At 65.0% G+C, this 17,732-nt stretch carries 19 protein-coding genes; 14 read left to right on the plus strand and 5 right to left on the minus strand.

The features are described from left to right. Window positions 1–211 precede the first annotated feature (211 nt). Window positions 212–655, minus strand: a complete 444-nt coding sequence (locus FFS37_RS16565) for an SRPBCC family protein (RefSeq protein ID WP_137932020.1) — start codon at window positions 653–655, stop codon at window positions 212–214. 188 nt (window positions 656–843) lie between these two features. On the opposite strand from FFS37_RS16565, the gene FFS37_RS16570 reads away from it, so the two are divergent. Next, window positions 844–1,635 carry a pyrroline-5-carboxylate reductase family protein gene (locus tag FFS37_RS16570; protein WP_137932021.1) on the plus strand — a complete coding sequence of 264 codons (792 nt, stop codon included), beginning with the start codon at window positions 844–846 and terminating at the stop codon, window positions 1,633–1,635. 73 nt (window positions 1,636–1,708) lie between these two features. Here FFS37_RS16570 and FFS37_RS16575 read toward each other — a convergent pair whose 3' ends face one another. Both FFS37_RS16575 and FFS37_RS16580 read right to left on the minus strand, forming a co-directional pair. Further along, window positions 1,709–2,485: a FadR/GntR family transcriptional regulator gene (locus tag FFS37_RS16575; RefSeq protein ID WP_137932022.1), complete on the minus strand. Its 777-nt coding sequence runs from the start codon at window positions 2,483–2,485 to the stop codon at window positions 1,709–1,711. A 102-nt stretch (window positions 2,486–2,587) separates the two neighbouring features. Further along, complete coding sequence (locus FFS37_RS16580; protein WP_137932023.1) at window positions 2,588–3,484, minus strand: NAD-dependent epimerase/dehydratase family protein; 897 nt, start codon at window positions 3,482–3,484, stop codon at window positions 2,588–2,590. 121 nt (window positions 3,485–3,605) lie between these two features. Here FFS37_RS16580 and FFS37_RS16585 point away from each other — a divergent pair, with 121 nt between their 5' ends. After that, window positions 3,606–4,544, plus strand: a complete 939-nt coding sequence (locus tag FFS37_RS16585; RefSeq protein ID WP_137932024.1) for an NAD(P)-dependent oxidoreductase — start codon at window positions 3,606–3,608, stop codon at window positions 4,542–4,544. 360 nt (window positions 4,545–4,904) lie between these two features. Here FFS37_RS16585 and FFS37_RS16590 read toward each other — a convergent pair whose 3' ends face one another. Next, window positions 4,905–5,687: a FadR/GntR family transcriptional regulator gene (locus FFS37_RS16590; protein ID WP_137932025.1), complete on the minus strand. Its 783-nt coding sequence runs from the start codon at window positions 5,685–5,687 to the stop codon at window positions 4,905–4,907. Window positions 5,688–5,868: 181 nt separating this feature from the next. After that, window positions 5,869–6,858 (minus strand): sugar-binding protein, encoded by a 990-nt coding sequence (locus tag FFS37_RS16595; RefSeq protein ID WP_137932026.1) that lies wholly within the window; start codon window positions 6,856–6,858, stop codon window positions 5,869–5,871. A 66-nt stretch (window positions 6,859–6,924) separates the two neighbouring features. Here FFS37_RS16595 and FFS37_RS16600 point away from each other — a divergent pair, with 66 nt between their 5' ends. The 12 genes from FFS37_RS16600 to FFS37_RS16660 all read left to right on the plus strand — a co-directional run bounded on the left by FFS37_RS16600 (window position 6,925) and on the right by FFS37_RS16660 (window position 17,646). Next, a complete protein-coding gene (locus tag FFS37_RS16600; protein ID WP_137932027.1) occupies window positions 6,925–7,179 on the plus strand; it encodes a hypothetical protein in 255 nt (84 codons plus the stop codon). 121 nt (window positions 7,180–7,300) lie between these two features. After that, window positions 7,301–8,044: an ATP-binding cassette domain-containing protein gene (locus FFS37_RS16605; RefSeq protein ID WP_137932028.1), complete on the plus strand. Its 744-nt coding sequence runs from the start codon at window positions 7,301–7,303 to the stop codon at window positions 8,042–8,044. 58 nt (window positions 8,045–8,102) lie between these two features. Next, complete coding sequence (locus tag FFS37_RS16610) at window positions 8,103–9,101, plus strand: ABC transporter permease (RefSeq protein ID WP_137932029.1); 999 nt, start codon at window positions 8,103–8,105, stop codon at window positions 9,099–9,101. A gap of 335 nt (window positions 9,102–9,436) precedes the next feature. Then, window positions 9,437–10,264: an AraC family transcriptional regulator gene (locus tag FFS37_RS16615; RefSeq protein WP_137932030.1), complete on the plus strand. Its 828-nt coding sequence runs from the start codon at window positions 9,437–9,439 to the stop codon at window positions 10,262–10,264. A 109-nt stretch (window positions 10,265–10,373) separates the two neighbouring features. Further along, entirely contained in the window at window positions 10,374–10,817 is a 444-nt protein-coding gene (locus FFS37_RS16620; RefSeq protein ID WP_137932031.1) for an SRPBCC family protein, read from the plus strand. An 11-nt stretch (window positions 10,818–10,828) separates the two neighbouring features. Next, window positions 10,829–11,623 (plus strand): FAD binding domain-containing protein, encoded by a 795-nt coding sequence (locus tag FFS37_RS16625; RefSeq protein WP_137932032.1) that lies wholly within the window; start codon window positions 10,829–10,831, stop codon window positions 11,621–11,623. Between the two features lie 61 nt (window positions 11,624–11,684). Further along, complete coding sequence (locus FFS37_RS16630) at window positions 11,685–12,167, plus strand: (2Fe-2S)-binding protein (protein ID WP_137932033.1); 483 nt, start codon at window positions 11,685–11,687, stop codon at window positions 12,165–12,167. 11 nt (window positions 12,168–12,178) lie between these two features. Further along, window positions 12,179–13,546: a xanthine dehydrogenase family protein molybdopterin-binding subunit gene (locus FFS37_RS36460; RefSeq protein WP_137932034.1), complete on the plus strand. Its 1,368-nt coding sequence runs from the start codon at window positions 12,179–12,181 to the stop codon at window positions 13,544–13,546. A gap of 1 nt (window position 13,547) precedes the next feature. After that, window positions 13,548–14,552 carry a xanthine dehydrogenase family protein molybdopterin-binding subunit gene (locus tag FFS37_RS36465; RefSeq protein WP_137932035.1) on the plus strand — a complete coding sequence of 335 codons (1,005 nt, stop codon included), beginning with the start codon at window positions 13,548–13,550 and terminating at the stop codon, window positions 14,550–14,552. Between the two features lies 1 nt (window position 14,553). Next, complete coding sequence (locus FFS37_RS16645; RefSeq protein WP_137932036.1) at window positions 14,554–15,435, plus strand: AAA family ATPase; 882 nt, start codon at window positions 14,554–14,556, stop codon at window positions 15,433–15,435. A 187-nt stretch (window positions 15,436–15,622) separates the two neighbouring features. Beyond that, window positions 15,623–16,759 carry a vWA domain-containing protein gene (locus FFS37_RS16655; protein WP_137932038.1) on the plus strand — a complete coding sequence of 379 codons (1,137 nt, stop codon included), beginning with the start codon at window positions 15,623–15,625 and terminating at the stop codon, window positions 16,757–16,759. Further along, on the plus strand, window positions 16,759–17,646 hold the full coding sequence (locus FFS37_RS16660; RefSeq protein ID WP_171026302.1) for an amidohydrolase family protein: 888 nt from the start codon (window positions 16,759–16,761) through the stop codon (window positions 17,644–17,646). Before FFS37_RS16655 ends, FFS37_RS16660 begins: the two co-directional genes overlap by 1 nt. Window positions 17,647–17,732: the final 86 nt, after the last annotated feature.

The raw sequence follows: 17,732 nt of genomic DNA on the forward strand, positions 1-17,732 counted from the left end.
TTTTGGCCACTATCGGCTCATTGCCGGTTCATAGCAGCGCCACGGCAGGCAAATCCGTGGCTCCAGAGCGAGCCGCAGGCAAACCGGCAGAGGCGCCGGCAGAAACTGCCGGCGCCTTGCAAAAAGGTGCTCAGGGATGCGAAGGACGAACGCAGCGCCACGTTCGGGCGAAGGCGATCGGCTGACCGCCCTCTTCGAACCGGCCGGCGTCTTACTGGTTGATCTCGGGTTCTGCGAGCTTGGCCAGATTGCGCAGCGATTCCTGCCAGCCGAGATAGCAGGCCTCCGCAGGAATGGCGTCCGGAATGCCGGCCTGGGTGATGTTCACTTCGGTGCCGACGGACACTTTCTTCAACGTTACGGTCACCTCGATCTGGCCTGGCAGATTGGGATCGTCGAACCTGTCGGTGTAGCGCAGGAGTTCACCCGGAACGAGTTCGACATATTCGCCGCCAAACGCATGGCTGTCGCCGGTGGTGAAGTTGCGGAACGACATCTTGAAGCTCCCGCCGACCTTGCCTTCCAAGTGATGAACCGTGCAGGTGAAGCCGTTGGGCGGCAGCCATTTGGCCAGCGCATCGGCCTCGAGAAACGCCCGGTAGACCTTCTGCGGGCTGGTCGTCAGGACGCGATGCAGGTGTATGGTGCTTGGCATTTTTCACATTCCTTCGTGCTTTGTGATCGATGTCCCAAGGACGGGCGGTGCCCGGCCGATCCGACACGGCCTCACGGATTTTTTGAGAAGACAGCGAATTGAACTGACTTGGCCCGCGCCGGTTTCCTGGCGCGCTGGACAAGGGCCGTCATCTTGCGCACCCTGACTGCGAAAACGGAGGCACACATATGAACGCTTCGATCCGCTTCGGCATTGTCGGCGGCGCTGGCTGGCTGGGCGGCGCCATTGCCGGCGCGGCCCTTGCGGCGGGCGTCGTGCAGGCGCGGGATATCACGCTTTCGTATCGGCGCACGAAACCGCAGCGCTTTCCCGGCGCCTTCTGGACCGACGACAACCAGGCGCTCACTGAGCGCTGCGATGTCATCCTGCTGTCGGTCCGGCCTGAGGATTGGCCCTCTCTCGCCATCGATGCCGGCGGCAAGCTGGTGATTTCGGTCATGGCCGGCATCCGCCTTGCCGAAATCGCAGAAAGGCATGCCACCGACCGCGTGGTGCGCTCGCTGCCGAACGCGGCGGCGGATGTGGCAAAGTCCTACACGCCGTGGATCGCGAGCAGCGGGACATCAGGGGCGGACCGCGCCATAGTGCGCGCGATCTTCGATGCTTGCGGCGTCCAGGACGAGGTCGCAAGCGAGCGCGACATCGACTATCTCACCGGCCTTACCGGCTCGGGGCCGGCCTTCCCTGCCCTGCTGGCGGACGCGATGCTGCGCGACGCGGTTCGCTTCGGCCTGCCGCCCGATGTCGCGCGGCGTGCCGTCAACGCGGTCCTGACGGGCACCGGCCGGTTGCTGGAATTGCGGGATGCTTCGCCCGCCGACACCGTGGAAGCCTTCCTCGACTATCGCGGCACCACCGCCGCCGCCATCGAGACCATGCGCGACGCCGGTTTCGACGAAGCGGTGGCGAAGGGACTGGCGGCGGCTTTCACGAAATCGATCGCCATGGGCAAAGGCTGAGCCGGCACCGGACCACATTGGGGCCGGACAGATCCTCAATCCCCAAGGGGGCGCTAAAGCTTTCCTGAAATTGCTACCGTGAGCGGATGACGCCGTCCGTGTTGGCGAGCAGCTTGCGCACGGCCGCGCGCGCCGCGTCGGGCCTCTGCAGGCGGATGTTCTTCTCGATCGCCTCATGCAGCTTCTGCGCATGATTGAGATCGTCGACCGCCCGCGTCGTGTAGGTGAAAAGATGATCGAAGGCGGATTCGATCAGCACGCCAAGCGGCACCAGAAGGTCGTTGCCCGAAGCGCGCAGGATGGCGAGGTGAAAGCGCGTATCGGCGCGGGTGCGCTCCTGCAGGCTGGCCGCCTCGCCCATTTCGCGGCAGGCCTGGCTGATCTCGGCCATCTGCTCGTCGGTGCGGCGCATCGCGGCGAAGGCCGTCGCCTCCGGCTCGATGATGTGGCGGAATTCCTGCACCGTCTTCAGGAACACTTCGCGGTCCGGCGACGTCGCGTACCAGGCAAGCACGTCGCGGTCGAGCAGGTTCCAGCGTTCCTTCGGCTCCACCCAGCTGCCGATTTTGGGGCGTGAGGCCAGTAGGCTCTTGGCCATCAGCATCTTGATCGCCTCGCGCACCGCCGAACGGCTGACGCTGAAGGTTTCCGACCATTTGGCCTCGTTGGGCAGGATGGTGCCGGGCGGATAGTCGCCGCGAACGATCCGCAGCCCGATCTCGCTCGCCAGCGAAGTATGGACGCTCGCGCCGGGAATGCGCGCCGCATCGGGCCGGCGTACACCAACCGGGCGATCGGCGGCTGCCGGCTTTTTCGGCGATTTTTCCTTGTTCGGCTTCGCGTCCCGCATACGCTTCACAAAGGCCGGTTTGCGGAAGCTGTCAAGCGCCACCCCGCGGTTGGGCAGCAAAGCCTGCCGCTATACACAGCCCAACCCGGCTCGCATGCCCGCTCAGGCTGTCTTGACGTATTTGCGCCAGCTATGTTGCGGACGGAAGCCGAGCATGTCGCGCGCTTTGCGGTTGGACAGCAGCGTCTCGTATTCGCCGAGTTCCGCCTTGACCGGCACGCCGGGATAAAACCGCTTCAGGAGTTCCGCCGTCGGCAGGTCGGACGACGTGTCGTCATTGGCGGCGTTGAACACCTGGTAGCCCAGCCCGTCCTTCTCGATGCCGCGCATCGTGATTTGTCCCAAGTCGCGGGCATCGATGTAGCTCCAGGCGATGCGCTTGCGGAAACCGGGGTCGGCGAACCATTTCGGGAACAGCGAATATTCGTGCGGCTCGATGACATTGCCGATGCGAAGCGCGTAGATATCCGTGCCGTTGCGCTGCGCGAAGGCGCGCGCCGTCTTCTCGTTGACGACCTTGGACAAGGCATAGCTGTCCATCGGATCGACGTCATAGTCCTCGTCGAGCGGGAAGTATCGGGGGTCGCGCGGCTCGTTGGCGAAGACCAGGCCATAGGTCGTTTCGCTGGAGGCGACGATCACCTTGCGGATGCCGAGTTTCACCGCGGCTTCGATGACGTTGTAGGTGCCCATCGCATTGATGCGGAACACCTCGTTGTCAGGCGTGATCATGATGCGCGGGATGGCGGCGAAATGCACCACTGCGTCGACCGGCTGCGGGCGCAGCGACGGGTCGAACTCGTGCAGGCCCATATAGCTCGACAGCGCGTTGAACACCTGCCCGCTGTCGGTGATGTCGGTGATCAGCGTGCGCACCTTGGGATTGTCGAGCGGCTTGGTGTCGATGTTGAGGACCTGGCAGCCCTGCTCCACGAGATATTGCACGACATGGCGTCCGGCCTTGCCGCTGCCGCCGGTGAACATGATCCGCTTCGTCATTCCGGTCTCCACAAAATTCCCAACGGGTTTTATGTGTATTGTCAGACAATATTGCTTTCCGCAACCGCATACGCTTAAACAGCGGTGGGATTATCGATAATTTGAAAACAGGACGCAAAGCATGACAACCACCGCCGCAAGCGAGAAGATCGGCTTCATCGGCCTCGGCCTGATGGGGCACGGCATCGCAAAGAACATCGTCGACAAGGGCTATGCCCTGACCTTCCTCGGCCGCAAGAACCGCAAACCGGCGGAGGACCTGGCCAGCCGGGGCGCCACGGAGGCGTCGACCTCGGCCGCCGTCGCGGCGGCTTCCGATATCGTCTTCATCTGCGTTACCGGCTCTCGCGAAGTGGAGGCCATCATTCGGGGCCCCGGCGGACTCAAGGAAGGTTTGAAGAAGGGCTCCGTCGTCGTCGACTGCTCGACCTCCGATCCGGTCTCGACCGTGGCGCTGGCGGCCGAACTCAAGGCGCTTGGCATCGACTATGTCGACGCGCCGCTGAGCCGGACGCCCAAGGAGGCCTGGGAGGGTACGCTCGACGCCATGGTCGGCGCCCCCGATGCCATCTTTGCCCGGGTGAAGCCGGTGATCGACACCTGGGCCGGCCGCATCGTCCACATTGGTGACACCGGCGACGGCCACCGCATGAAGCTGCTCAACAATTTCATCTCGCTGGGCTATGCCGCGCTCTACTCCGAAGCGCTGGCGCTGGCTGAAAAGGTCGGCATCTCGCCGCCGCGTTTCGACAGCGTCATCCGCAACGGCCGCATGGATTGCCCCTTCTACCAGACCTTCATGCGCTGGACGCTGGAAGGCGACCGCGACGCCCACAAATTCACCATCGCCAACGCCTTCAAGGACCTGACCTATCTGGAATCCATGGCCGGTGCCGCCGGCATCGCCAACCCGCTCGGCAACGCCACCAAGAATTCCTTTGCCGGCGCCCACGCCACCGGCCCGGCCGAACAGTTCGTGCCGATGCTGGCCACGCATATCGCCAAGGTCAATGGCGTCGACCTGATGCCGACGAAGGACGGCAAGAAGCAGACGATTTGAGACGCTCCCACCGATGGTTTCACCGGTTGGCAGCGTGGCAAGATGGACGCCAGCATCGCGGCCAGCCCCTTCTCCCCGTCACTATACGGGGAGAAGGGCCCGGCAGGGCGATGAGGGGCAGCGCCAACGCTACGAGTGATCGAGCGGGCATGGCCAGTGCAATCCGTCTGACGCCCCGCCGGCGAACCGGATAGAAAACACAGGGCAGTGCATGGTCTCGCATCATGAGCGCACGTCAGCGCCGCCCCTCATTGTCCTGCCGGACATTTCTCCCCGTATAGTGACGGGGAGAAAGACGCTCTCGCCGATGCTTTCGCCAATCATCGTCGTTGCAAGAAGGGCGCAGCCTCACGGATGAAACTAGCGCCGCCGGCTCCCAATTCCCTCATCGGTGTCGGCGAGCAGCCTGTGCACCGCACTGCGCGCCGCCGCCGGGCGCTGCAGGCGAATGTTCCTCTCGATCGCCTCGTGCAGCTTCTGCGCCCGCCCTTGGTCGCCGACCTGCTGTGTCGTGAAGACGAAGAGATGGTCGAGCGCCGACTCGATCAGCACGCCGAGCGGCACCAGAAGGTCGTTGCCCGAGGCGCGCAGGATGGCGAGATGGAAGCGCGTGTCGGCGCGGATGCGGTCGGGCAGGTTCGCCGCCTCGCCCATCTCGCGGCAGGCCAGGCTGATCTCGGCCATCTGCTCGTCGCTGCGCCGTATGGCAGCGAAGGCCGAGGCTTCCGGTTCGATGATGTGGCGAAACTCCTGCACGGTGCGCAGGAAGGCCTCGCGGTCGGGAGCGGTCGCGTACCAGGAAAGCACGTCGCGGTCGAGCAGGTTCCAGCGCTCCTTCGGCTCGACCCAGCTGCCGATCTTGGGGCGCGAGGCCAGCAGGCTCTTCGCCATCAGCATCTTGGTCGCCTCGCGCACCGCCGAGCGGCTGACATTGAAAATCTCGGCCCATTTGGCCTCGTTGGGAAGAATGCTGCCGGGCGGATAGTCGCCGCGAACGATCCGCAGCCCGATCTCGCTGGCCAGCGACGCGTGCACGCTGGAACCGGAAAAGTGCGCCGCGTCCGTCCTGCGCATGACAGCCGGATCGCGGCTGGCTTTCGCCTTGGCCCGGCCGGCTTTTCTCTCTGCCTTCTCTTGCGGCATCCACGTTCCAATAGGCCGGCTGCCTTTGGCCCGGGAGCCCCGAACCAGCGTGGCGCGCCCATCCCGTCGCCGAAGACCCAAACCATGGACGCGACAAGGCCGGAGCCTGTTGCCCCTTGCCATGGCGTCCCGCTCAGGAGTTGACGGGGCGCCCGTCAGCCGGGCGCCCCGCGTCGAAAGGCTATTTCTGGATACAGGTGTCGACCGTATCCTTGGTGCACTCGTCGAGACCGGTGAAGACCGGATCGTCGACCTTCTTGCCCGTGATCAGGTCGATCATCACCGAGGGCGCCTTGTAGCCCATCTCGAAGGGCCGCTGGCCGACCAATGCGGTGACGAGGCCGTCCCTGGCAATCGCCACCTCGTCGCCGATCGTGTCGGCGGCGCCGATGACGAAGTCGTTCTTGGCCAGCCGGTCCTTCAGCGGTCCGACCAGGTCGCGATAGGGCTGCGGCGCGCCGAACAGCGGCCAGCCGCCCATGATGCCGAACGCATCGAGCTTGGGATTGGCGGCGAGGATGTCGGTCATCGCCTGCACGCCCTTGGCGCCGTCGTCATTGGTGAACACCGGGCAGCCGGCGACTTCGGTCCAGCCGCCTTCGCCGGCAAGCGCGGCGAGGCCTTCCTTGCCCGTCAGGGCGTCACGCATGCCCTGCGCGCGGCGCAGGATGTTGTCGGCAGCCGGGTTGCCTTCGATGGTGCAGATCGTGCCGCCGTTCGGCTTGGCCTTCTTGATGTATTCGCCGATCTTCTTGCCCATCAGGTAGTTGTCGGTACCGAGATAGGTCTTGCGCAGCGCCGCGTCCTCCTTGGCGAGGTCGGCGTCCACCGTCATGATCGGGATCGTCGGATTGGCGCTCTTCAGCGTCTGCGCGATCAGCGGCGCGTTCGACGGCGAAATCGCCACCGCCGCCGTGTCCGGCTTGCTCAGAATATCCTGAAGGATCTGCGCCTCGCCGGCCTCGTCCGATGTCGACGCCGGGCCGGTGTAGAAGCATTCATATTCCGAGCTGGCGTTTTCCTTGTTCCACTTCTCGCAGCCCTGGTGGATGGCCTCAAAGAACGGATTGTCGAGACCTTTCACCACGATGACGAGCTGCTTCTTGGCCAGAGCCGGCCCGGCGCCCAGCGCCATGGCGGCGACGGCGGCGAGCAAAACTGTTTTCCTCATATCAGTCCTCCCTTGGAAACAGACGGACACGGCGTGCCCGCCACACAAATCGACCCGGATGCGAAAATGGCAGGACGAACGTTCGTACCGCCAGGCTGGGCCGACAAGCATTTGCAGATGCGACCGACCGGCAGCGCCGGCACGACCGATGACCTCCAGCCGGCCACGCCGCTAGCCACGGCTTCATCGACCGGCATGACTTCCTCCGGCACTCAGCTAATAACGGCCAGCCGTCAACGTCAATTGCAATTTGTCCTACAAAACGGATTTTTCAAAACAACACTTCACTATTCGTCTGACAATTGCCTGTTCGACAATTGACGCCCGCGCGGCCATTTGCGTAAATGACGGGGTCGCTGTTTCCGGGAGGAGCTGGGGAGAGCGAAAGCAGACCGTCGCCGCTCCGCGGGCGGATGGCGAGGCATGGGGAGGCAACAGTCTGGTGGCGGTTCTCGAACTCACCAACATCTCGAAGCATTTCGGCGCCATCCAGGCGGTCAACGATGTCTCGCTGTCGATCGACCCCGGACAGGTCGTCGGCCTGATGGGCGACAACGGCGCCGGCAAGTCGACGCTTGTGAAGATGATCGCCGGCAATTTCCGGCCGAGCCATGGCACGATGCGCCTGGACGATCGCGAATTGATCCTGCACAAGCCTGCCGAAGCGCGCCAGCACGGCATCGAGATCGTCCACCAGGACCTGGCGCTGTGCAACAATCTGACCGCCGCCGCCAATGTCTATCTCGGCCGCGAATTGCGGCGCGGTGTCGGCCCGTTCCGCATCCTCGACTATGCCGCCATGTACAAGCGCGCCGGCCAGCTCTTCGCCGAACTGAAATCCGAGACCCGCCCGCGCGACCTGGTCAAGCAGATGTCGGGCGGCCAGCGCCAGGCGGTGGCGATCGCGCGCACCATGCTGTCGCAGGCCAAGATCGTGCTGATGGACGAACCGACGGCGGCGATTTCGGTCCGGCAGGTCGCCGAAGTCCTGAACCTCATCCGCCATTTGCGCGACCAGGGCATCGCGGTCGTGCTGATCAGCCACCGCATGCCAGACGTCTTCGACGTGGCCGATCGCGTCATCGTCATGCGGCGCGGCAGGAAGGTCGCCGACAAGAAGATCGCGGCGAGTTCGCCCGAGGAAGTCACCGGGCTGATCACCGGCGCCATCGAGCAGGCGGCATGACGGCGGGATATCCGGATTTCACCACCCCGGCACATCGCGCCGGCAGGAAAGGTCGATAATGGCAGTCACACTTGACCAGACGATCGCGCAGAAGCAGCACACTTTTCTGTCGCGGATGTTCTCCAGCCAGACCTTCTGGGTGGTGATCGCCGTCATCCTGGCCTGCATCTTCCTGTCGTTCGCCACCGATGCCTTCGCCACGTCGAAGAACCTCTACAACATCACCCGCAACGTCACCTTCGTCGCCATCGTGGCGCTCGGCATGACCTTCGTCATCATCACTGGCGGCATCGACCTGTCGGTGGGGTCGGTGCTGTGCCTGTCGTCCATGGTGCTGGCCGTCACCATGCATGCCGGCTATTCGATCGAGATCGGCATCCTGGCCTCGATCCTCACCGCGCTCGCCATCGGCGCCTTCAACGGCGTGCTGATCGCTTATCTCGGCTTTCCGCCTTTTGTGGTGACGCTCGGCATGCTGTCGATCGCCCGCAGCCTGGCCATGGTCGCGTCCAACAACACGGTCGTGTTCCAGTTCGGACCGGATCACCAGAAGCTGCTCGCGCTCGGCGGCGGCGCCTGGGTATTCGGCATCGCCAATCCGGTGCTCTACATGATTATCCTGGCGCTGATCACCGGCTTCATCCTGCGCTGGACCAAGTTCGGCCGCCATATCTTCGCCATTGGCGGCAACGAGCACGCGGCGACGCTGACCGGCGTGCCCGTGAAGCAGATCAAGGTCGCCGTCTACATGATCTCGGCGCTGTCGGCCGGCATTGCCGGCATCATCCAGACCGGGTGGCTGGGCGCCGTCACCACCAATCTCGGCACCGGCATGGAACTGCAGGTGATCGCCGCCACCGTCATCGGCGGCGCCAACCTGGCCGGCGGCGTCGGCACCGCCTTTGGCGCGATCGTCGGCGCCGCGCTCATCGAAGTGATCCGCAACAGCCTCGGCCTGCTCGGTATCAACGCCTTCTGGCAAGGCACCTTCATCGGCGGCGCCATCCTGATGGCCGTGCTGTTCGACCGCATCCGCAACTTCAGGCGCAGCGACTGATATCGAAGCGCCTCTCCTTCTCCCCTTGTGGGAGAAGGTGGCCTCGCGAAGCGAGGTCGGATGAGGGGTGCTCCAGAAAACACCAACGCCTCACTCCCGCTGGAACACCCCTCAACCGTCTCGGCGCTGCGCGCCGATCCACCTTCTCCCACAAGGGGAGAAGGAAAAGGCCAAAGCGCTATTCACTTTGGTTCCTATCGCTCAGTCTGAAAATCCGCCGCCACGCCGCACGCCTGACGCCTCCCCCGGCCCCGCGCCTTGACGCGCCCCGGACTGGGCCGCAAAATCGGCGGTGCGGGCGAAGGGAGGCCAGTCGTCCGCGGGAGGATATGCCCATGACGGAAGCGATCAGGCTCTACTGGGGCCGGTTCGGACATGTTTCTGTCCTGAATGTCGCGAGCGACTTCGTCACCCATGCCCATGTCGAAGCCCATCTGATCATCTGGCTGGAAGGCACCGCCGGCGAGATGACCATCGGCCGCGAGACGGTCCGGCTGGGGCCATGCACCGCCGCCGGAATCAACTCGCTCCAGCCGCACAGCCACGTCCTGTCGCAGGACGGCAGGCCGGGCCTGTTCCTGGCCTTCTACATCGATCCCGACTGGGCGCGGCGCCGCCGCGACCTGCCCTCCTCCGCGCCGCTGTTTTCGCAGGCCGCGATCACGCTCGAGCCATGGCTGCACGAAGCAGCCGCCAGCCTGCTCGACCATCTGAGCGACAACGAAAGCGTCGACGATGTCGCCAATTACGAGATCGAGCGCTTCATCGATAGCGTGCTCGACGCCGCCGATGCCTCGGCGCCGCAGGAAGGCCGCATGCGCATCAACACCATGCAGGATTTCCGCGTCCGCAAGGCGATCCAGCTGATGAAGGCCAATGTCTGCGAGCGTATTTCCTTCGACGATGTGGCGCGCAGCGTCGGCCTGTCGCGTCCGCATTTCTTCGCCCTGTTCAAGGAACAGACCAATCTGACGCCCAACGTCTACTGGAACACGCTGCGCATGGAGGAAGCGGTGCGGCAGCTGCAATGGTCGCAGGAGCCGCTGATCTCGGTCGCCTGCAATCTCGGCTTCACCACGCAGGGCAATTTCTCGCGCTTCTTCCGCGACCATGTCGGCGTGCCGCCGACGCTCTACCGCGAAGCCGCGCGGGCCACTGCCTGACCCTGCCTGTTTTTCAGACTCCTTGATACACGTCCAAGACGCATTGATAAGCGCCGTCGCGGCCCTCGCCCTACCCTTGCCTCAACGACCATTCGCGAGGGAACATCCTATGGCCAACGTCACCATCTCCAGCGTCATCGACGCGCCGGTCGAAAAGGTGTGGGCGCGCATACGCGACTTCAACGGCCTGCCGGGCTGGCACCCGCGCATGGTGGAGAGCCATATCGAGGACGGCAAGGATGCCGCCACCATCGGCTGCGTGCGCAACTTCCAGCTCGCCAGCGGCGCGCGCCTGCGCGAAAAGCTGGTCGATTTCTCCGACGCCAATTTCCTCGTCAGTTATTCCATCCTGGAAACGCCGCAGCCGCTCACCAACCACAAGGCGACGCTGCAGCTCAGGCGCGTTACTGACGGAGACCGCACCTATGCCGAATGGAGCGCCAGCTTCGACGCGGCGCCTGAGGAAGCCGACAAGATCGCCGCCGGCATGGGCGCCAACGTCTTCCAGGGTGGCTTCAACGCCCTGAAGGACCATTTCGCCAGCCAGGGCTGAGGGAGCGGGCGATGGCGCTGGCCCTGCAGACTTTCGCGACCGTGAAGGACGCCAACGCGGCGCTGAAGGCGGCCGGCACCCGCTATCTCGGCGGCGGGACACTCGTGGTCCGCGCGGCCAATGAAGGCGATGTCTCGGTCTCCGGCCTTGTCAGGTCGACCGATCCGGCGCTGTCGGCCATCGAGATCAATGACGGCAAGGTCAGCATCGGCGCCTCCGTGACCATGGCGGCGATCGCCGGCCATCCCGACCTCGGCGCCCTCGCCAGGGCCGCGCGTGCCGTTGGCGGCCCGGCCATCCGCAACATGGCGACCGTCGGCGGCAATCTGTTCGCGCCGGCGCCTTATGGCGATTTCGCCGTTGCCTTGCTGGCGCTCGATGCAGCAGTCGGCACCGGTGACGCCGAATTGCCGATCGAGACCTTCCTGGCGGACAGGGACAACAGCCGCGCCATCGTCACATACGTGCGCTTCGCGCTTCCGAAAGGTGACAGCTTCCGTTTCCTGAAAGTGTCCCGGATCAAGCCCAAGGGCGTCTCCGTGCTGAGCATCGCCGTCGTTCTGGAGCACGCAGGCAATGGCACCGTCTCCTCGGCGCGGATAGCGCTCGGCTGCATGGCCGACCGACCGGTGCGCGCCAGGGCCGCGGAAAACGCACTGTTTGGCAAGACGCTCGATCCGGATGGCATCGCGTCGGCATTGGCCGCGGTCGGCGAAGGCATCGCGCCCATCACCGATCCGATCGCCAGCGCCTGGTATCGCGCCGAAGTGCTGCCGGTCCATCTCGGCCGGCTGCTGCTGGGCTGAAACATCCGTCGGGGGGCGCGCGTCTGTCCGATCCTTCGGGCAGGCGCGCAAGGGAGGAAACATGGCGAAGGTCCCGGTCCAGTTCACACTCAACGGCTCTGAAAAGGCCGAGTTCGTCGAGAGCGGCACCACGCTGCTCAACACCCTGCGCGACAAGATCGGCGACACCTCGCCGAAAGGCGGCTGCCAGCAAGGCACGTGCGGCGCCTGCTCCGTCATCGTCGACGGCGAACTCAGGCTCTCCTGCCTGACGCTGGCCGAAACCTGCAATGGCGTGGCCATCACCACCACATCGGGGCTTGCCGAAGGCGGCGTGCTGCATCCACTGCAGCGCGCCTTCCTCGATACTTTCGCCACGCAATGCGGCTTCTGCACGCCGGGCATGATCATGGCCGCCAAGGTGCTGCTCGACCATACGCCCAATCCGAGCCGGGAGGACGTCGTCGAGGCGCTGTCGGGCAATATCTGCCGCTGCACCGGTTACGAGCCGATCATCCAGGCGGTGCTCACCGCCGCCCGCGCCAATTCGCAGAACGCGGCCTGAGGAACGACAGAATGGAACTGCGCAAGAGCTACTTCGCCGATGTCCGCAAGGACGATCTGCACGAGATCGGCCAGCCGAGGCCGCGTTCGGATTCGCCCGGCCACGTCACCGGCAAGACTGCGTACTTTGCCGACCACAACTTCCCCGGCATGCTGCATCTGAAGATGGTGCGCAGCCCGCACCATCACGCCCGCATCCGCTCGATCGACACCTCCGAAGCCGAGAAGCATCCGGGCGTGGTCCGCGTGCTGACCGCCAGGGACGTGCCGCACAATGTCTACACCATCCTCATCCTGATCCAGATCGGCCCGGAGGACGAGACGGTGCTGGCCGACGGCAAGGTCCGCTGGAAGGGCGAGGCGGTGGTGGCGGTGCTGGCCGAGACGGAGCGGGCCGCACAGGAGGCGGCCGCCAAGGTCAAGGTCGACTACGAAGTGCTGCCGGCCGTCTTCGACATGGAGGAAGCGCTGAAACCCGGCGCGCCGATCGTCAACGAATATCACGGGCAGAACTACTATCTCTATGACAGCGGCGAATGCCGCAAGGTGCGCTTCGGCGATGTCGAGGCAGGCTTCGCCGAAGCCGACCATGTGCTGGAGCAGAGCTACCAGTCCTCGCCGATCGAACACGCGCCGACCGAAACGACCGGCTGCGTGGTGATGCCCGAGGGCAACGACCGCTTCACCTGCTACACCAACACGCAGGCGATGTTCTTCACCCTCGACAACACCTCGATCATCCTGCAGATGCCGGGCTCGAAGCTGCATTTCGTCGGCGGCACGGTCGGCGGCGGTTTCGGCGGCAAGGTCGATGTCATCGTCGAGCCGATCGCCATCCTCGGCGCCAAGCTCACCGGCCGCCCGGTCTCCTTCATCTACAGCCGCGAGGAGGAGATGCAAATCTCCTCGCCGCGCGCCGCCGAAAAGGTTGTCATCAAGGACGGCGTCATGAAGGACGGCCGCATCGTCGCCCGCAAGGTCACCGGCTACACCGATGCCGGCGCCTATTCCCGCCACTCGCCCTATGGCGCGCAGAAGGGCGCCGGGCACTATCCCGGCCCCTACACCATCCCCAACGTCTGGATCGACACCTACTGCGTCTACACCAACCGCACCCCCTCCTCCGCCATGCGCGGCTTCGGCGTCACCATCGGCGACTTCGCGCTGGAGGTGCAGATGGACAAGCTGGCGCGGCTGATCGGCATGGACCCGCTCGAATTCCGCTTCATCAACGCCTACCGCGACGGCGACATGAAGGCGCATCGCCAGCCGACGGAAGGGGCAGCACTCATCGAGTGCATGCAGGAAGCCTCGCGCGCCGCCAACTGGCCGGTGGCGGAAAAGTTCATGGCGATGTCCTCCTACAAGAAGGGAGCTTGAGATGGCGATCCGGCGCGGACGCGGCGTCGCCGCGATCAACTATCCCACCGGCATGAACCTTGGCGGCGACCCGACCCAGGCGCTGGTGCATTCGACGCCGACCGGCAACTTCATGGTCACGCTCTCGTCCGTCGATCTCGGCCAAGGCATGAAGCAGATCATGGCGCAGATCTGCGCCGAGACGATCGGCGTGCCGACCGACCACGTCGTCGTCGACACCGCCGACACCGACACCGGCCCGCATTGCATGGGCACGTTTGCCTCGCGCGGCACGCACCGCGCCGGCAATGCCGTGATCCAGGCCGCCAAGGAAGCTCGTCAGGTGATGCTGGAGGTGGCCGCGGAAGAGCTGGAAGTGAATGCTTCCGACCTCGAAACTGATGGCCAGGGCAACATCCTGGTCAAGGGCGCGCCGCAGAAATCGATCTCGATCTTCGATGTCGCCTTGTCGGCGCATTTCAAGCGCGGCCGCTCGATCTCCGGGCGCGGCATGTTCCTGATCCCGCGCTCCTATCCCGAGAAGGAAACCGGCGCGATGAAGCCGTCCACCTGCTACGCCCATGCCTGCACGGTGGCCGAGGTCGAGGTCGACGACGAGACCGGCGAAGTCACGGTCTTGACGGTCAAGAACGTCTTCGAGATCGGCCGGGCGCTGAACCCGAAAATGGTCGAGCAGCAACTGGTCGGCGGCTCCTGGATGGGCATCAGCCACGCGCTCTATGAGACGACCGAGCCCTACTACCCCAACCGCGACCATGGCGGCACGGACTTCAACCAGTATCTGATGCCCGGTCCCGGCGACCTCGCCGAGACCGAGATCATTGTGCTGGAGAGGCCGTCGGCGGATGGGCCCTACGGCGCCAAGGGGCCGGGCGAAATGTGCGCCAATCCGCAGATACCGGCGGTCGCCAATGCCGTCTTCGACGCCGTCGGCGTGCGCATCGACACGTTGCCGATCACGCCGGAGCGCATTTTGCGCGCGCTCAAGGCGCAAGCGGCAAACTGACATGCCCGAGGTGAAAGCAGAGACTGTCGCGACCTCGCCGGTAGCGGTGGCGTCGCATCTCGCCGCCGCGCGCTATCTGGCCGACGACAGCCTGGCCACCGCCATCTTCCTGGCGATCCGGCTGGGCAAGCCGCTGCTGCTCGAAGGCGCGCCGGGCGTCGGCAAGACCGAAGCCGCCAAGGCAATCGCCGAATTGCTCGGCCGCGATCTGGTGCGCCTGCAATGCTATGAAGGCATCGACGCCGCGCACGCGCTCTACGAATGGAACTACCAGCGGCAACTGCTCGCCATTCGCCACGCCGGCGAACAGGAGGTCGACATCTACGACGACCGCTTCCTGATCGCCCGCCCTTTGCTGCAGGTTCTGAAAGCGCCGGAGCAGCGCGTGCTGCTGGTCGACGAAATCGATCGCTCCGACCATGAGTTCGAGGCGCTGCTTCTGGAATTCCTCTCCGATTTCCAGATCAGCATTCCCGAGCGAGGCACCATTCGCGCCGCCGCGCAGCCGATCGTCATCCTCACCTCGAACCGCACGCGCGAGCTTGCCGAGGCGCTGCGCCGCCGCTGCGTCTACCACTGGATCGGCTATCCCGACGCCGGGCGCGAGGCCGAGATCATCATGCTTCGCGCCGGCGACGTGGCCGAGGCCACCGCGCGCGCCGTGGCTTCGGCGGTTCAGACGATCCGCGCCCGCCCGCTCGCCAAGCCGCCCGGCATTGCCGAGGCGGTCGAATGGGCCAATGCCGCGACCATTCTCGAAAAAGGCGGCAGCCCCTGGCCGGAAGCCTTCCGCCGCGCCATCGGCGTTCTGATCAAGGACGAGGAGGACCTGTCCTACATCGCACCGGAACTCGGCCGGATTGTCGAGGAGGCGCTGGGGTGAGCCGGAAACGCTGGCGGGACAGCACCCCTCTCTGGCCTGCCGGCCATCTCCCCCGCAAGGGGGGAGATCAGCTGTCATCCCGGCTTTCGCCAATTACCAGCGTCGAAAGGATGCTGCCGCCATCCGAACTCCTAATCTCACCGCTTGCGGGGGAGATGTCCGGCAGGACAGAGGGAGGTGCGAAGGAATGAGGCCTTCCGAAAACCTGCCTCCCGCCGCCGCTCCATTTCTCGGCTTCGCTCGCCTGCTGCGCCGCCACGGCTTCGCCATCGCTCCCGAACAAGTCACCGGCTTCATGCAGGCAGTAACACTCCTCGGGCCCCGCTCCATGGCCGATATCCGTGAGGCCGCCCTTGCCACACTTGCCCCACCACCCGATCGCCGGGGCGAATTCGAAGCGCATTTCCAGAGCCATTTCTACGGCAACGCTTCGGTCGTGATTGAAGGCGAAGAGGACGAGGAGACCCGGATCAAGGACGATCACAGCGCCCGTCAGGAGGAGAACCAAACCACGCGCCAGGAAAAAGGTGGGGAACTGTCGTCTGCGGTCGAACAGCTGAGCACGCGCGATTTCCAGCGCGACGATGACGGGCTGGCCGCCCTCCGCCGCAAGCTCTCCTGCGCCCTGCCCGCGCGCCGTTCCTTCCGCACCGTGCGCACCCCTTCGCGCGGCAGGCTCGACCTGCGCCGCTCGCTGCGCGAAATCGTCAGCGCCGACGGCGATGTCCCCTCGCCTTTGCTGCGCCGCCGCCAGACCGTGCCGCGCAAGCTGCTTGTGCTCATCGATGTCTCCGGCTCGATGAAGCTGCATACGGCGGACTATCTGAAGCTCGCGCATGCATGCGTGCAAGGCGCCGGCCGCACGGAAATCTTCACCTTCGGCACGCGGCTGACGCGGATCACGACGGCATTGCGCATCCGGGACCGCAGCCAGGCGCTGGCCCGGGCGGCCGCGCAGGTGGACGACTGGGACGGCGGCACCCGCATGGGGCCGACACTGCTTGCCTTTCTCTCGGTGCCGCGCTTTTCCGCCTTCGCGCGCGGCGCGGCGGTCGTCATCCTGTCGGACGCTCTCGAGCGCGGCGGCCATGAGGAGCTGGAGATCGCCATGCGCCGGTTCAGCGCCCGCGCTTTCCGCCTCTCGCTGGCGACGCCGCTTGCCGGCGACCCGCGTTTCCGCCCGGCGACGGCAGCGCTCAAAGCCATCCTGCCTTCGCTCGACGACCTCGTCGACGGTTCGTCCATGGAAAGCCTCACCGAGTTCATCCTGTCGCTGGCCCGCCCCGCGCCCGCGGCCGCCACCATCTGGAAAAGGGTATCGTGATGCAGAAAGCCATCGACGCGCATTTCCACATCTGGCGCCAGAAGGACCAGCCCTGGCTGGTCGGGCCGATGGTGCCGCGCATCTTCGGCCCCTACGAGCCGATCCGCCGCGACTATCCGATCACGGAATTCCTCGAGGACCAGAAAGGCTCCGGCGTCGAGAAGGCCGTCTATGTCCAGACCAACTGGGCCAGGGAGGATTTCGAGAAGGAAGTCGCCTTCCTGCAGAAGACATCGGACGAAACCGGCTGGCCGCACGCCATTGTCGGCTATGCCGACATGACCGTTGACGATGTCAGGCCCCAGATCGACAGGCTGATGAAATACAAACTGCTGCGCGGCGTGCGCATGCAACTCCATTGGCACGAGACGCCGGCCTTTCGCTTCGCCGCCTCGGCCGACCAGGTCATCGACCCCAAGGTGCGGAAGAACGTGGCGCGGCTGAAGGACTACGGCCTGTCCTTCGACCTGCAACTCTTTCCCGCCCAGATGAAGGACGGCCTGGCGCTGGTCGGCGAAAACCCTCAGACCAGTTTCATCCTCACCCATGCCGGCATGCTGACCGGCATGGAGCCGGAAACCACCGAAGCCTGGAAAGCCGGCCTGCGCACGCTGTCGGCAGCGCCGAACTTTTACGCCAAGCTCTCTGGCCTCGGCACATTCGTCCACCGCAACGACCCGGCGCTGATTGCCTACATCGTCGACAATGCGATCGAAATCCTCGGTAGCGACCACCTGATGTTCGGCTCGAACTTCCCGATAGAAAAGCTGTGGACCAGCCACGCCGAACTGATCAGAGCGCACCGCGCGGCAGTGGCAAAGCATGGCGCGGCGGAGGAGGCCGATATCTTCTGGAACACGGCGGAACGTGTCTACCGGCCGGTGTAGCGCCGCATCTTCCTTCCCCCTTTGCGCTGGTCGACCCCCACTCCGTCGAGCTTCGCTCGACACCTCTCCCCCGATCGACGGGGGAG

Source organism: Mesorhizobium comanense, assembly GCF_005503535.1.
In the GTDB taxonomy this organism is placed as follows: domain Bacteria; phylum Pseudomonadota; class Alphaproteobacteria; order Rhizobiales; family Rhizobiaceae; genus Mesorhizobium; species Mesorhizobium comanense.

Coding starts and splice junctions, on each gene's coding strand:
- FFS37_RS16565 (WP_137932020.1), bottom strand. CDS start 655: ATGCCAAGCACCATACACCTGCATCGCGTCCTGACGACCAGCCCGCAG.
- FFS37_RS16645 (WP_137932036.1), top strand. CDS start 14,554: ATGCCCGAGGTGAAAGCAGAGACTGTCGCGACCTCGCCGGTAGCGGTG.
- FFS37_RS16590 (WP_137932025.1), bottom strand. CDS start 5,687: ATGCCGCAAGAGAAGGCAGAGAGAAAAGCCGGCCGGGCCAAGGCGAAA.
- FFS37_RS16595 (WP_137932026.1), bottom strand. CDS start 6,858: ATGAGGAAAACAGTTTTGCTCGCCGCCGTCGCCGCCATGGCGCTGGGC.
- FFS37_RS16660 (WP_171026302.1), top strand. CDS start 16,759: ATGCAGAAAGCCATCGACGCGCATTTCCACATCTGGCGCCAGAAGGAC.
- FFS37_RS36460 (WP_137932034.1), top strand. CDS start 12,179: ATGGAACTGCGCAAGAGCTACTTCGCCGATGTCCGCAAGGACGATCTG.
- FFS37_RS16580 (WP_137932023.1), bottom strand. CDS start 3,484: ATGACGAAGCGGATCATGTTCACCGGCGGCAGCGGCAAGGCCGGACGC.
- FFS37_RS16575 (WP_137932022.1), bottom strand. CDS start 2,485: ATGCGGGACGCGAAGCCGAACAAGGAAAAATCGCCGAAAAAGCCGGCA.
- FFS37_RS16655 (WP_137932038.1), top strand. CDS start 15,623: ATGAGGCCTTCCGAAAACCTGCCTCCCGCCGCCGCTCCATTTCTCGGC.
- FFS37_RS16585 (WP_137932024.1), top strand. CDS start 3,606: ATGACAACCACCGCCGCAAGCGAGAAGATCGGCTTCATCGGCCTCGGC.
- FFS37_RS16570 (WP_137932021.1), top strand. CDS start 844: ATGAACGCTTCGATCCGCTTCGGCATTGTCGGCGGCGCTGGCTGGCTG.
- FFS37_RS16600 (WP_137932027.1), top strand. CDS start 6,925: ATGGCAGGACGAACGTTCGTACCGCCAGGCTGGGCCGACAAGCATTTG.
- FFS37_RS16610 (WP_137932029.1), top strand. CDS start 8,103: ATGGCAGTCACACTTGACCAGACGATCGCGCAGAAGCAGCACACTTTT.
- FFS37_RS16625 (WP_137932032.1), top strand. CDS start 10,829: ATGGCGCTGGCCCTGCAGACTTTCGCGACCGTGAAGGACGCCAACGCG.
- FFS37_RS16620 (WP_137932031.1), top strand. CDS start 10,374: ATGGCCAACGTCACCATCTCCAGCGTCATCGACGCGCCGGTCGAAAAG.
- FFS37_RS16630 (WP_137932033.1), top strand. CDS start 11,685: ATGGCGAAGGTCCCGGTCCAGTTCACACTCAACGGCTCTGAAAAGGCC.
- FFS37_RS16615 (WP_137932030.1), top strand. CDS start 9,437: ATGACGGAAGCGATCAGGCTCTACTGGGGCCGGTTCGGACATGTTTCT.
- FFS37_RS36465 (WP_137932035.1), top strand. CDS start 13,548: ATGGCGATCCGGCGCGGACGCGGCGTCGCCGCGATCAACTATCCCACC.